The 15115-nt window shown below is 51.5% G+C and carries 12 protein-coding genes; all 12 read right to left on the reverse strand.

The window, feature by feature from the left end; all coding sequences use genetic code 11:
* Nucleotides 1–25 precede the first annotated feature (25 nt).
* The 12 genes from BO18_RS20875 to BO18_RS20930 all read right to left on the reverse strand — a co-directional run bounded on the left by BO18_RS20875 (nt 26) and on the right by BO18_RS20930 (nt 14819).
* Complete coding sequence (locus tag BO18_RS20875; protein ID WP_034449390.1) at nt 26–583, reverse strand: hypothetical protein; 558 nt, start codon at nt 581–583, stop codon at nt 26–28.
* Nucleotides 584–587: 4 nt separating this feature from the next.
* Nucleotides 588–2330, reverse strand: coding sequence for a GTPase (locus tag BO18_RS33265; protein ID WP_051689018.1), 1743 nt, complete (start codon nt 2328–2330; stop codon nt 588–590).
* 5 nt (nt 2331–2335) lie between these two features.
* Nucleotides 2336–4468, reverse strand: a complete 2133-nt coding sequence (locus BO18_RS20885; protein ID WP_034449393.1) for a GTPase — start codon at nt 4466–4468, stop codon at nt 2336–2338.
* 76 nt (nt 4469–4544) lie between these two features.
* Nucleotides 4545–5387: a hypothetical protein gene (locus BO18_RS20890; protein ID WP_034449395.1), complete on the reverse strand. Its 843-nt coding sequence runs from the start codon at nt 5385–5387 to the stop codon at nt 4545–4547.
* A 34-nt stretch (nt 5388–5421) separates the two neighbouring features.
* Nucleotides 5422–6582 (reverse strand): hypothetical protein, encoded by a 1161-nt coding sequence (locus BO18_RS34465; RefSeq protein ID WP_051689019.1) that lies wholly within the window; start codon nt 6580–6582, stop codon nt 5422–5424.
* 72 nt (nt 6583–6654) lie between these two features.
* On the reverse strand, nt 6655–8484 hold the full coding sequence (locus BO18_RS20900; RefSeq protein ID WP_034449397.1) for a CASTOR/POLLUX-related putative ion channel: 1830 nt from the start codon (nt 8482–8484) through the stop codon (nt 6655–6657).
* A gap of 42 nt (nt 8485–8526) precedes the next feature.
* A complete protein-coding gene (locus BO18_RS20905) occupies nt 8527–9582 on the reverse strand; it encodes an iron-containing alcohol dehydrogenase family protein (protein ID WP_034449399.1) in 1056 nt (351 codons plus the stop codon).
* Nucleotides 9583–9629: 47 nt separating this feature from the next.
* Complete coding sequence (locus BO18_RS20910; protein ID WP_034449401.1) at nt 9630–10304, reverse strand: HAD family hydrolase; 675 nt, start codon at nt 10302–10304, stop codon at nt 9630–9632.
* A 39-nt stretch (nt 10305–10343) separates the two neighbouring features.
* Entirely contained in the window at nt 10344–10784 is a 441-nt protein-coding gene (locus tag BO18_RS20915; RefSeq protein ID WP_034449402.1) for a DUF5680 domain-containing protein, read from the reverse strand.
* 11 nt (nt 10785–10795) lie between these two features.
* The gene (gene mnmA, locus BO18_RS20920) at nt 10796–11866 is read right to left on the reverse strand and encodes a tRNA 2-thiouridine(34) synthase MnmA (RefSeq protein ID WP_034449404.1); all 1071 of its coding nucleotides are present in this window, start codon (nt 11864–11866) and stop codon (nt 10796–10798) included.
* 65 nt (nt 11867–11931) lie between these two features.
* Nucleotides 11932–13602 carry an Hsp70 family protein gene (locus tag BO18_RS20925; protein WP_051689020.1) on the reverse strand — a complete coding sequence of 557 codons (1671 nt, stop codon included), beginning with the start codon at nt 13600–13602 and terminating at the stop codon, nt 11932–11934.
* A gap of 23 nt (nt 13603–13625) precedes the next feature.
* Complete coding sequence (locus tag BO18_RS20930; protein ID WP_034449406.1) at nt 13626–14819, reverse strand: J domain-containing protein; 1194 nt, start codon at nt 14817–14819, stop codon at nt 13626–13628.
* Nucleotides 14820–15115 lie beyond the last annotated feature (296 nt).

A 15115-nucleotide genomic window follows, 5' to 3' on the forward strand; every position in this document is an offset into this window, starting at 1 on the left:
CAGAACTCAGCTAGAGCAAACCCTCTCACTCACCCATGAACTCTTCCAAACAGTTATCAGCAAAGTGCCATACACCATAGAGGCAGAGCTTTCCTGCTTTTTCTTCGAGGTTCTTGTTGTCGTCGTAGAGTTTCTGGGCAGCAAGGCTGGCACCGCCTGTCGCGACCGCAAGGCCTACAGTGCCGAATGTCTTGGCGACCTTTGATGTCTCCTTTGCAGGTGCGTCGAGGACCGGTCCCAACACTTCTTCAAAATCCGACAGGAATGCTTTGTAGCGGGCAGAGTCCTTGACATAGACCGTGTCGGCTGAGATTATCGCGTATCTGGGGTTGATGCCGTAGCGGATGCCCCAACGTTCATAGCGGATGTCGATGAAGCATGAGAGTGCATCTGTATCTTTTACGTTGCCGACAAAGAGGATCTTTGAATGAACTGGACCGGACTTGCGCTTGACGTCCCAGGTCTTTTCTTCCCAGCATTCGATGTTGTCTGCAGTTATCTTTCCGGAAGCTATAAGCACCTTAGAGATGTTGTCTGCCATCGGTTTGTCTTTACATACAAGGATCAGTTTATTGTCAGCCATATCTTTACTCCTCTATGCCGTGCATGCGGACTATGAGCGCCTGGATGTCCTTCTGGATGCGCTCGAGCTTGACGCACTTTTCGGATCTGTCAGAACGTGTGTCTCTTAAGTCTGCGATGTTATCCTCAACGGACCTTATCGACTGCTCCATAGGAGCAACGACGCACTGTCTGATATATTCTGCAGCGTAGTCTTCCAGAGAGTTCGCAGCGTTATTAAACTCGCTCCTGATGTTCTGGCGGTTGTTCTTCATGGCTTCGAGCATGAGCTGCTCGTCGTAGTCTTCCTTGAACTGGAGAGCAAGTTCCAGACCGACGCCTACCACACCGAAAATAGATGAGGATTTGGTTGCAACATTAGATGCTATCTTTCCTGCAGTTGCTGCCTTGCCTCCGGTCTTGCCAGCAACTGCCGCAAGCTTGGTGCCGGTGTTCATTGTGTGGAGAGAGCTCCTTAAGAACTTCTGTGTGTTGTCAGTGAGCCTGATCGCTTTGAGAGATGAATCAGTATAAGAGAGCATCTGCGGGATGCCGGATTTTACGATCGTGCCGACGAGGATGTCACCCTTCTTTTCGAGATCGGTCGCTGTGACGAATACCTTTTTTACTGCATCAGGAAGACTGTCGTACTTGTCGACGAGCCTGATCTTGAGGTTCTGGTTGAATTCCGTTGATTCCATGTCTGCGAAATTCTGACCGAGTTCAAGGAAACACGAATGAACGTGGTCATCTGCAGCAATGCGGGTGGTTTCCATGAGTTCTTCTGCCATCTTCTGGTACTGGGCGATCTGCTCCTCGAGTTCCTCTTTCGCGAGTCCTGCGTCGATCAGGGCTGCGGCATCAAGTCCGAAGCCTCTTATCTTTGTGGAAGCATCGGCGAATATATCCTGTACTTCCCTCTGCATCCTTGACCTTGCGTCGATGAGCATATGGCGCTGCTGCTTGAGGTTTTCTTCGAACGCATCGATATCGGCATCCTCCGAACCGGGTGTCAATTCTGAGATTGCCTTGTCGAGCTCATTGTCCAAAACGTAGAGTTCGGTCGTGAGCTTTGACGACAGTGCCTTCTCCTCGACAAACTGATTGAGTGTCTCGATAAATTCAGCATAGCCCGACCTGGCAAGGAGTTCGTCTGCGAGTTCCGGATCTTCCTCACGCTCTTCAAGACTGTCCAGATAGGACTGTGCATCAAGGAATGAAAGATGGAGCTGCTCAGGCGTGTAAGGCGCGAGGACCGAACGGAGTCCTTCCCTTACGATCTCCTGCTGTGCAGCGGTGTTGCCTCCTGCAGCACGGTCCATCTTGTTTACGACGAGGATCATCTCGCCTGCCTTGTCCTTATCTATCGCGAGGCGTCTGAAATGGTCTGCCATGTATGAATCAAATAGTTCGTTGGTTACAACGAAAACAAGGATGTCGGCAGATGCTATCGCATTATAGGATATCTCGTCGTGGTCCGGTCTGAGCGTCGTGTGGACACCTGGAGTGTCGACGATCTCAAGTCCGTTCCACTCGTATGTCTGAGTCTCCTGGGTGGTTATCTTCGCGCCTATCGCGACATTCTCGTCGCCCGTGAGCATCTTGATAATAGAAGACTTTCCTGCGGAATACTGTCCTGCGAAGACTATCCTTACTCTGTCCTTTTCCTCAGTATCGAGCGTATTGCTGACACCTGCGTCTGCCAGGGCGCGGACGGCCTTTTCCTTAAGTGCTTCCTTGGCACGGGACAATTCGGCTATCTCAAACATGGGGACTACCCTCCTATCTTGTACGGCACGATCTGCTCGAGCAGACGGAGCCTGTTATATAATCTGATGTCTTTATCGTCTGTCCTGATTATGACAGTTTCATTCTCATTATCACAGTCTATGTTTTCGGGACGCACGAGGCCGCCCAGAACGTCTGAGACGAACACTGAAGTATCGTCAGTCGCAGTAACGTATCTGACGTCTTCCGCAATGAGATCAGACAGCTTTGTACGGAAATCCTCGCCGACAACGCCTTCGCGTTCCTCGGTAAGAAGAGTGCATACGCCGGGGATCCTCGCGGAGGTCGTGATCTTCGACATGTAGTTTTCGGAAGCTTCCGCACCGAAAACTGCCGTGGCGATATTGCCCGTGAAAGTCATGTTCAGCGAGCGGAGCTCAAGGCGCAGGGAATCAGCGAGATCGTCCTGCGTTGAAGCGAGCGAATCTATTACGTTCTCTATCTTGGTAAGCTCTGACAGGACGAGGTCTATCTTGCCCTTGACGAGCCTGTCGAGGTTCTTCTCGAGCTGTGACCATACGTTATCGCATGTCGAGTTGACGGACTCAGTAAGTTCCTTCTCCAGGCGGGCGCGCGCTTTTGCGAGCTTGTCGCCTCTGGATTCGAGGAACAGCAGACCTATTCCTCCGGCAAGACCGATACCTGCCGCGATCCAGCCGACAGGGCCTGCAGCGACTTCGACTCCCGCAAGAGTCAGTATTGCGGCCGCCACCGTTCCGCCGCCTCCGACGATGAGGCTCGTCCAGCTGACGATCCTCTTGGCGTCAACTAACGCAGGTGTAAGGAAAGTCCTTTCGAGCGAATCGACAGAAACATATCTTAGCTCGCTCGTCATCTCGCGGATCGTCTCCCTGATGAAGTCGTCGACCTCAGCTTCGAGATCGTCAAGGAAAGCCTTGCATCTTCCCTCTATGTCCTTCTCCTTGATGAGATTGCCCCAGGCGACGTCCGCAAGTTTATCGTTATAGTGCTCTTCGGCAAATACCGCGATGTCGGCACGAAGCTCGGTCTTGAGGCGCATCATGAAGGACTCGATGCGCTTCTTACCGTCCTTGATGAACTTCTCTTTGCGCTTCTCGAGAGCGCGCTTCTTGTCGGCGATTATCCTGCCCTGCGATCTGTTTATACCGCTCTGCAGATCGAGCTCTGAAAGGGACTCGATCATGGGGTTCGCGATTATGTCGGCGAATGTCTTGACTCTTATGTATTTGCCCCTGACACTGACCTGTTCGCAGATCAGTTCCTTGAGCTCGTCAATGTGGCTCACGCGGCTCCAGAACTCTGCCTGTGAGCGCGTCTCTTCGTCCTCCGACTTTCCGCACCTGACTGCTTCATAGGCAGCTTTTAAGTGTACGGGCACGAAGGGTACATTGCTCCAGTCCTGCCCGAAAGGTTCGGCGAACTTGCAGAACTGTGTCCTGATATCTTCGATGCGGTCGTAGTCGAAAGCACGTTTCATGTCGCGCTCTATGAGCTTCATGCTCTTGCCGGAATCGACCGACACCTTTACGTTCATGATGATTATCACCGGCTTGCCGAAATCCTTGACCTGCCTGAAGCAGTCGGCCTCGACAGCCTGCGGTGCGTCGTCCGTGAGAAGGAATACTATGAGATCGGCGGTCTTTGCCGCATCGAAAGCGAGTCTCGTGTCCTCTTCGCCCTCAAACGCTCCGATGCCGGGAACGTCCGTAACCGCAAGTCCGTTCCACTCGTATCGCCTGATATCCCTGGTCGTCCTCTGCGCGCCCATTCCGATCGCGGAACCGTCGCCTTCGGTGAGGACTTCCATCAGCGTGGACTTGCCCGCCATGGTCCTTCCGAAAAGAGTGACCGAGAACTTGTCGAGATCGCCCTTTAATATCTCCAGATCTTCGGCGAAGGAGATCCTCAGATCATCTACCGCTCCCTGTATGTCGGAGAGCTGGTTTTCCAATGTCTCGCCTATTCCGATTATCTCGCACGGGGAAGTTTTATACTCTATTGCAGTCTCCCTGACCTTTTCCTCCGCCGAGCGCAGGATACTATCCAAGACGTTCTTCTCGTCAGACGCGAGCTTATATCCATTCTTCGCCGCTTCGTGGCAATCCGCTAATACGCTGGTAAGATCTGTTCCGGCCATTAAAGACATCCCTCAAATTCATAGACTTTAAAGGTATTTGTGCAACAAATCTATTATACCATTTCAGGCTATCAAATCAGTCGGGATATGCGGTCGTGTCCGAATAATCAGGCGGCTCGATGTCGACATAGCACTCGACTCCGCACGGATACTCGAAAACAACCTCGTTAGCTTCTTCCACCAGATGTATGGAACCGGGCTTTACGAGCGGATAGGTGCGGAATCCGTAGCCGTTGACGGAAAGGTCTGTAAGGAACGCAATAAGAGCATCGATCTTTCCCTGGTGATCAAGAGAAGTATATTCACGCGAATTAAGGAACTTATATATCGCGTCATCGACCACCTGCATGTCTTCCCATTCTTTATCGGTTATGTTTCTGTAGACATAGACCATCCTGACGTTCGAAATGATTTGCTCTCCGTTCAGATAGGCGACCGCTTGATATGTGTATTCACATTCGGCGGAAGTGTCGATATCCGTTCTGCCCGTATAAACGCCGTCACCGCCGGTGAGATCTGAATCCGAATCGTATCTGCCATCGTCGTATAGCGTACAGATGACAGTCCCGTCCTCATCCGTGATCTCGACCTTATCGGTCATGAAATTCAGCTCCGCATAGAAGACTATCTCCTGCCTCGCTTTATCAGTCAGGAACTCGTCTTCGCTCACCTTAAGCGTGATCTTCGGATCCTTAACGTTCTGATGCTCAGGCACCTTATATGTCCTGTCCGGATCCTCGTAGGTGGTGCGGCCGGTGACAACAGTACGTTCTGTCGTTTCAGCCGTTTCTACCGTCGTTGTTGCCGTTGATGTTATATCCGTAGTCGAGCCCGGCTCAGTCTGCGCTACGCAGGACGCGAGCATTGCCGCGCCAAGGAGCAAGGCGCCCGCTGCCGTGATCGTCTTTATTAGTCTCATGAATACCCCCACATGTTCATTTCGAACTTACAGATTATAACTCAGTTCCGCCCCAGTCGACCAAAGTGAATCCCTGACGTGTAACGGGTGAAGGCATCTGAAGCTGCATGTCCTGAGGGATGTCGACCCTGCTGTCTAAAGGCTTGAACACCATGTACACGCGGATAACGGTGTCAGGCATCGGATCGACATGGAGCTTTGCCCACTCGCAGTATTCGTCACTCGGGAATGAGATCAGGTTGTAAGGCGACTTCTGAAGTTCCGGCAGCCAGAAGGAGATGAAATCATCGATCTCGCGGTCATTGAGTCCTGCCGCGGTCAGGTATTCCTCGAGGAAAGCCGCGGTGTCTTCGCTTGCGACACATGCCGCACTCTTGAATTCATAATCAGCGAACGACCTCATGCCATCCCAGAAAAGATAGTCGTAGTAACGCTCAGTATTCTTATCGAAAAGCCTGCCGTCCGGGAATGCCGTTACGTTCCAGCCGTTTCCGTACTCGGGATATGTGCATACCATCTCGCCGTCAAAATCGACGCTGACGCTTACGTCCGTTTCCTTCTCGGGATAGAGATAGATAACGGGCTTCTTGGCCGCATATTCGTAATCGTCATATCCGGGATCGTCATAGACCATGTCATCTTCGATCTCGACGATGAAGTTGAGCATGTATTCGACTTCCGTATCATCCCTGACGAATGCGATCGTATATGATCCGGGTACGATGCTCACCGGTATCTCCATATCGAATTCAAATGCCTGCCAAATGAGGTCGTCACCGTTCGGTGCTGTCGAGTCGTATACGACATACTCACCCTTCTCCTTGAACACCGCGTACTTTGCTTTCCATTCGAAATCCTCGTCATACTCAAAGCAGTAAGCCTTCATCCTGTTGCCTTTGCTGAAGTCATTCTTCTTGCAGACCTCATCGTTCAGCCTGCAGACAACCGTAAAATACTGTCCCCCCTTCAAGCTGCCGGTCCACTGGAAAGCGCTGTCCACCACAAGCTCATCAACCCACGGATCTTTCAGTCCGAGCTGCTTCATCGGTTCGCAGTGATCTTCGCAGTAATACATCGGCTTACCCTTGAATTCCTTGCCGGAGCGCCTTGATGTATCGTTCTGTTTCCCGCACCCTCCGAGCAGAGTGCAGATGCTGAGTAATATTGCCGTTACGGCATAAGTTCTTGATTTCATAAACAGTCCTCCTTGAGGTTCTTTAACCTAAATACAGATGTCAGGAGAGATTTGTTGCAAAAGATAAAATACTCAGTTCTCAGCCAGCACAATCAGACTGTCTTCCTCACCGAGACGGACCTCGTCCATAAGACCGGGGTTAAAGAAGCTCTCATAAGAACCGGCCTTCATGTAACCAAGGAAGATGCATTTGTTTGCGAGCGCGAAATTCCTCAGCTGCTGTGTCGTGTACATGCCGTAATAGCCGTAATCCTTAGCCCTCTTGAGATAGAGCTCGTTGCCCCTGTTGGAGAGGATCTCCTTGAACAGGTCGTTGAGCTCGTAGTTTTCGGAAAGCTGTGCAAGGAAAAGCGATGACATGTTCGAAGCTACAACATAGTCCATGTGCTCTTCCTCTCTGATGAGATTGAGGTTTGCCTTCTTGCACATCTCAGCGGTGATGTTGTAATCGAGTTCGTACTTGAGCCTGATGTCCCTGAGGCTCAGGATGCGGAAGATGCTCTGGATGTCGGCATCTTCCTCTTCGAGAGAATAGTCGCTCAGAAGGACGATATGGTTGACCTTTTTCGCGAGCGCGGTCATGTTGGCCGCATCGTCTATGTCTTCCTTGAACAGTGTCAGTTTGCGGTTCTCAAATCTCGAACCGATCTTCATAACCTCTTCTTTCTTCTCAGCCGGGATGCCTGCAACGACAACTTCCGCGACGTCGCTTGCAAGTTCCCTGTAAACGAGTTCAAAGGATGAATTGTATCCGATAATGGCAACCTTCCTGTCAGGCTCGGAAGAGTGATATTTCTTTCTCGGCATCTCCGTAAACTTCGCGTCCGTAAGAGCCGGTGCCTCGCGGTCTTCGGCGAAAACGATGATCTTGTCGCCTTCCTCGATCATGAAGTCTTTGCCGGGATTGAGATTAACCTTGTCGTCACGCAGAACGCCGACCGGAACTGCCTTATCAAGACGGTACGAAAGGTCGCCGAAGCTGATGCCGGCGGTGCCTTCGATAGAGGCCGAATAGAACTCGTTTCCGTCAAAAGAGAACACTTCCCTGAACGCGTCTGAAAGTCCCGTCTGCGTGCAGGACAGAGCGATCATGCGGGCGATCGCATTTCGCATCTGGATGGTAGTAACATTATGTTTCGCCGCGATGGCGTCCGGGAATCTGTGCTCGTTCTTCGAGACGAGCGCGCTCACTCTGACCTTCTCGTTATCGGTGCTGTTGATGAGCAGTGATACCGCAAGCAGGACCTTGATTGTCTTTTTGTCATCCATCGGGTTTATGAGGATATGCCTGCTCGTTGCAAGCGAGCATTTCTCCAGAGATGTCGGATCGAAGATATCGATCGTGCGGTATATCATCTTGATGTTCTTCGGGATGTCGACATTCTCCGACACTGTATCGCGCATTTCTTCGCTGCTGACTTCGCTGCCTATGACGATCGTGCGTTTCTTATCTCCCGCAGCCAAAACTACCTGCTTGATAAGCGTGTATTCGCCTGGGATGAAACCCAGGATGACGACGTGATCCTTTTCGAGCACCATCGACTTGCCGTCCTTAAGTCCGTCGATGTGTTCCTCAATGGCATTCGAGATGATACCGATCAGGACACTGGTGATCAGAAGGCCGATGATGGCCGCGATCGACATGATTATGAGATAACCGAGTTCACCGGCGCCGTCCTCATAGAACGGGAGCCATGCGTTTATGACGGTCGCGAAACTGTCCCAGAAAACATCCATTCCGAGCATGTCAGCTTCGCTGTATCCGAACGCGACAAGGAGGACCGTGATGAGCATTATCGCAAAGACGCTCACTACCGCGAGGAGCTTGATCAGGCCCATCGATCCTTTAGACATCTGCGTATCAAACCAATAGGCGAATCTCTCTTTGAACGAATGCTTCATGTTAACAGTCTCCTTTTACCCCGACGCAAGCAAGAATTATTCTCAGCTCAGTATCGCCTTGAGCCTCTCGTCGCTCGTGAGCAGAGCCTTTGCGAGTTCCCTGTACTTCTCCTCGTGGAGATATGTATGACGGTGCGGCTTGATCGAAGGCGCCATGTCTATAGCGTTGCTGAAGTCCTGAACCTTGAGGTCAAGTGTTGCGCAGTAATCCCAGAAACCCGTCTTTACGAAGATGTCATCTACTCTCTTCCAGCGGTGGTCGCAGATCTTGCACATGATGTATGTTGAGATGCCGACCTGGACGCCGTGGAGCTGGGGCTTTTCGAGAAGCTGGTCCAAAGCATGCGAGATCAGGTGCTCGCTGCCGCTCGTAGGGGCGCTGGAGCCTGCAATCTCATTAGCTACGCCGCTCATTGCGAGGGAGTCTAAAAGTTCTTTCAGGAACAGGTCATCCTCGACGGATTCGAAAGGCGTCCTGACAAATGAGTTGACTGCTTTTTTCGCGACCATGAACGCGAAATCGTTTACTTCGTCATAGCCCATGTCTTCCTCGTGCTGCCAGTCGTATGTGGACGAGATCTTTGCGACCATGTCGCCTACGCCGGAATGCAGGAATCTCACGGGCGCGCTCTTGATGACGTCGGTGTCGACGAGGATGCCGTATGCCATCTTTGCGGGCAGGGACTTCCTGTGGCCGTCGACTATGAGCGAAGCGGATGAGCTCGAGAATCCGTCGGACGACGAGCTCGTCGGAACGCTGATGAAAGGGATCCTCAGGATGTAGCCGATGTATTTTGCGGCATCGATTACCTTGCCGCCGCCCATTCCGATCACGGCCTGGGTCTTGTTCGGAAGCTCGAAAGCGAGATCGGTTATGTCGTTAAAGTCGACGGTGTCCATCTCCTGATGGTGAAGGATCTTTACTTCCGCCTCTTCAAAGGACTTGAAGATTATGTCGCCGAACATTGAGGTAAGGCCGTTGCCGAACAGGATGGTTACCTGGTCGATGCCGGCTTCCTTAAGGAATTCGCCGATGTGTGCGGTTACTCCGCGCTCGATCTTAAGTATCGAAGGGATTGCGATCTCGTCTTTTGGCATGGTGTGTTTCCTCTCTTTCGATATTTATCTGTTTCAGAAAGCTGTTGTCAGCCTATTACTTCGGGAACGACCTTTATCAGTTCGTCAAAACTGTTGATAAACGGGACTTCGTCGCTGATCTCGCCGAACCCGTATCTCGCGTGGATAAACGGGAAGCCCGCCTTTACCGTAGCCTCGTAATCGCTCTGGATATCGCCAACATAGCATGCGTCGGTAAGTCCGTTGCGCTCAGCGATGAGCTTTATGTTCTCGTCTTTTTGCAGGAAGTTGTTGCCGTAGCACTCGATGTCCTCAACGAGGTCATCGGGAGTGCCGTATGCGATCTTGTAGTAAGTCAGGAAAGACTCGATGTAGCCTGCCTGACAGTTGCTGACGATGTAAACGTGATAACCCATCTCCTTGAGCTTTGCCCATGTCTCGAGGACACCGTCGTAGAGTATGCCGCCGTGCTCTGTGAGGTACTCGTTTTCGTAGTTCTCGCAGGCATATCTCAGGGCATCTCTTTCGGGGCCCTTCTCGGTATATGTAAACAGAGTGTCGGCGATGACATCCATCGGTTTTCCCATGACGCTCTGAATGTCTTCCCTTGTGACCGTCTTATCCGTAAATCCGGCCTCTCGCACCTTGACCGTCCAGGATCTGGCGACATTTTCGGAAGAGTCCCAGACCGTTCCGTCCATGTCGAAGATTATTCCTTTTTTAGTGTTGCCGTTCGTATCCATTAAATCACCTCCGTTCGGGGTGTAATTCCCGTAGTTATCTTACTTGATCAGCCCGCCGTGGAAATAGCACTCGTATATGATCTCTCCCTTATAACTGATGGTCTCATAACCCTGAAACCATTCGAAATCACCGTCGATACTGCACTTGTAAGCGTAGTCACCGTTCACGTATTCGTCAGGTCCTCTGAAGGGCTTGTCCTCAGGAACATTCAGCAGCGCTTCCTTGAGAAAATCCCCGCTGAAATTATCACCCGTAACCCTGCCGACGTAGTTCATGCTCCAGTACGGATTTTCCGATATCCAGAGCGCCTCCTCGCCCGCGAACTTGTCACCGCCGAGATACGTGTCGTAGTACATGTATTCGCCTTCCCTGTATATCAGGTCGTGCGACTTCACTCTCGAAGATTCAGTCTCGGCTCCCTTGCCCGCATATGTGGCCTGCTTGGCCTTTATCAGAAAACTTACCAGTTCTTTATCCATTGTGTTTCTCCTCAGTCTCTCACTATCAGTCCGCCGCCCACAACGCAGCCGTTCTCATCGTAGAACACTGCAGACTGCCCGGGAGAAACGCCCTTTACGGCTTCATCGAGAGTAACCTTTATTAGCCCGTTCTCCGTCTTTTCGATCGTTGCGGGGCGCTCGGTCTGGTGGTACCTGGCCTTTGCAAGGCACCTTATTTTCGCGCCGGCTTGAGGCTCAGGAATGCTCAGGAAATTATAGTCCCTGCAATAGAAGGAATTACACATCAGCGCATCTTCCGTACCGAGAACGACGGTGTTGTCTTCCACGTTTATCCTGGTGACAAAAGCGGGAACTCCAAGCGCGATCCCGAGGCCCTTCCGCTGGCCTACTGTGTATTGGTATATGCCCTTGTGCCTTCCGAGAACATTGCCTTCCTCATCAACGAAGTTTCCGTCGCCCGGCAGAGGCTTGTCCGTGAACTCACTGATGAAGTCGGTATACCTGCCCTCGGTAACGAAACAGATCTCCTGCGAGTCGCCTTTATGCGCGCACGGAAGCCCTGCTTCCTCGGCGATCCTTCTTACCTCTTCCTTGGTGTATCCGCCCAGCGGCATGAGCGTTCTTGAGAGCTGCTCCTGCGTGAGCTTATAGAGCATGTATGTCTGGTCCTTGCCGATGTGGTCGGCCTTGCGGACCGTATATCTGCCGTTGGGAAGTTTCTCGATGAAAGCATAGTGGCCGGTCGCGACATATTCCGCCTCGAAGATGTCGGCGAGCTCCATGAGCTTGGCCCATTTGACGTATCTGTTGCATTCGATGCACGGATTCGGAGTCTGGCCTGCAAGATACGAATCGACAAAAGGCTTTACGACATTGTCCCTGAACAGAGAAGTGCAGTTGTGCGGATGGAACCTGATGCCGAGGATCTCGCAAGTCCTGCGCGCGTCGTCGACCTCACAGCATCTGCTGACCTCGTATTCCTCTTCAGCGCCCCATGTGCGGAGCGTTACGCCTATGACTTCGTAGCCCTGTTTCTTCAGCAGATATGCTGTAACAGCGCTGTCCACTCCGCCCGACATTCCGACTATAACTCTTGCCACTTGACCACTCGCTTATATAAATATAATTTGATTATATTCTCACATTTGGCCCGATTGAGCAAATCTTAAAGGTCGCACGCGTCAAGGAATCTCGCGAACGCTTCCATCGTCCTTCTCTTCTCGATCGAATTGCCCTTTGCCATCGTAAGTTTGAATGCGCTCAGCGCGTTTATCAGGCGCTCACGCTCGAAACTGACGGACTCCTCGATGATGCGCTCCGCTCTCGAAATGAGCAGCTTCACCTCATCGTTGGTGTCTTTTTCGAACCTGAGCTTGTCGAGTTTCTTCTTTATCGCTTCCATCTCCTTTTCCGAGAGCCTGACATTGTTGTCGATCAGAGTCTTGCTGACGGTCTCGTTGTTGACGTTCGTGACGTCGATCAGGAGTATGCCGTTGATGTCGTAAGTCATACGCACGGTCGCTATAAATTCTCCCTTGTTCGTAGGCGGGCAGCCTATCGAAATAGTGCCCAGGTAGATGTTGTTCTCGGGGATGATGCTCTCGCCCTGATACACCTTGAAATCGACCACTGTCTGGTTGTCGTGGATCGCGTAGTAGGACCGCATGTTGCTGCACGGCAGCATGGAGTTGCGTTCGATGATGAAGGACATAATAACATCGTTATTGTAGTCGTGCGTGTCGACGCCCAGAGAGAACGGACAGATATCCGTCATGACAATGTCCTTGAGCTGCTGGTTCTTCATCTTGATGCCCGAATAGATTCCGGCGCCAATACCTATCGCTGTGTCCGGATCGATGTCCGTGCAGGGTTTTACTCCCGTCACTTTTTCGATATACACGGCGACGGTCGGCATCTTGCTGCTTCCTCCGACGAGCACGATCGACTCAAGATCCTCCGGCCTCAGACGGCTGTCCTTGAGCACTTTCTTTATCGGCGTGAATATCTTCTCGAAAACCTCATGCGCAATCTCGATGAGCTTGTTGTTATCCAGAGTCAGCGAATATTCCTGATCCCTGATCACTACGGTCATGACGGCAATCGGATTTGTCGAAAGCGCGATCTTCGTCGTCTCGGACATTCGGTATATGATCGCCCTCTCCTCGGCAGTGAGGCTGTCCTCCAGCAGATTGTTGGATAACAGAAAATACCTGTAGATCGCCTCGTTGAAATCCTTTCCGCCGAGCTGGTTGTTGCCCGCAACGGCGATTATCTCCATGACGCTGTCGAAAGAGTCGATGATGGACACGTCGAGCGTTCCGCCGCCGAAATCCACCACCATGTAAGTGCCGTCCTTCCAGTGGTTCCTGCTAAGGTATGCAAGCGCCGCAGCCGACGGTTCGTTGATGAGCCTCTCGCACTTTATGCCAGCAAGCTCTGCCGCTTGCTTTGTCGCGATCCTCATCTTGTCATCGAAATACGCGGGCACGCTTATGACCGCCTCGTCTATCTCCTCGCCCAGATAATCCTTCGCGTCAGCGACAATCTTTTTCAGCAGGATCGATGAAAGCTGCTGCGACGAATAAGTATCCTTCCCCAGCTTATATTTGCGGTCGGTTCCCATCGTCCGCTTGAACTCCGCGACAGTCATGTCAGGATGCGTGATTAGCCTTTCTTTCGCGATCTCGCCGACGATGACATTGCCGTCATCATCAAGACCCACGACGGACGGCGTGAGCGCATTTCCCAAAGCGTTCCTTACGATCTTCACGCCCACTTCATTAAAAAGTGTTGCAAGACTGTTGGTCGTTCCGAGATCGATCCCTATGATTGCCATATTCCCTCCTTATCTCTTTCCCCTTATGTCTTAAGGCGCGCGGTCCTTGCGCACAATACGGTCGCGGCGACTATGCCTGCAATACCGCATATAATTATCACTATCCAATCCAACACACCGCATTCAAAATCCGCCATCGCAATAATTCCCCAATACAGCACGTTCACCAGGATCACCATCGCATTCCTTACAAATAACGCATCCTTCACTGTCTTCGAAGTCACATTATCCTTTATAGCATCCTTCGGGAACAGGAAGAACAGTATGAACGTCGCAACGTTGAAAATGACCGTCAGTCCGTAGAACGCATACGGGATGACCCTCAGGGTAGTTGCATAGAATGCTCCGAAGCTGCCGAAAAGCGTCGCTAATCCGATGACGCCTCCGACGCTGTTCCGCTTGACCTGTTCGACCTTTTTCTCGCTAATGACATGCAAGGACGCTCTCACTCTGGCCATGCACTGTCCGATCTTTTCCGCGATGATCTCCCTCGTCTCTGAATCTTCCTCGTATTTGTTTAGAAGTTCGTCCTTGAATTCCGGCTGCAGCATCGCAGCTTCCGTCAGCGGCTCTTCGAAAAACAGATCCCAAACGCTCTCATCTTCCGATTTCTCATACAGCGCACAATACAATCCGAACAGTCTAATGGCCCGCTGCTTCACCGTTGTGATCTGCCACCTCTCGACATTCTTTTTGGTGTCGACGCCGTAGCTTGTCTTGAACGTAACGATCGCATCCAGGATCTGGTCGACCTCATTGGAATACTCCCTTTCATTTGTCACGACGGACGAGAAGTCATACGGCAGTGCGGCTTCGGCCGGCTGGTGAATGTCCGGCGGCGTGGCGGCCTGAGGTGTTACGGACGGTTGTGTGGCTGACGGCTTTTCGGTTGGTTGCGTGGCGAACTGAGGTGTTGTGCTTTTCGCCATCGCATTAACCGTCTGAGCGTTTTCTTCAGGCTCATTATCGGCCGGGACGTTTTTCGCCTGTTCCGCGGCTCTCTTCGTTTCGGCCATGTGATTCTTAACTTCAGCCTGCTGTGCCCTGAACTCGGCATATTTAAGCGCCTGCTTATAGGCGTCATGTATACTTCTGTATCCGTCGGGATCGTCTTCGGGCGAGATGGTATGGGCGAGCTTGGCAAAGGCCCTCTTTACCGCGAGCTTATCCCTGGTCGGCTGTATGCCGAGAATATCCCAACAGGTCTCTGTGCCCATTGCCCTCTCCTTTAGTCCCCATGTTTCAACGGAAATTATAACATTTCGTGACTGTCAGAAGGAAGACGGGAAGCCGGAATGACAAAGTCGGAAGGTATCCCTAAGATCTTGATTCTTCTCAGCAGAATTCTTTTCCATGGGCAAATTATCCCAATAGCAGTATTTTCATTGATTTGGGATAAAAATTGGACCGCGAATTATCCCAAGTGAAGCATTTCAGTGACTTTGGGATAAATATATGCTCAAGTTTTATCCCAATTCTTTATAAAACCGCTTATTGGGATAATTTGGCGCTA

This window comes from Butyrivibrio sp. AE2032 (assembly GCF_000702965.1).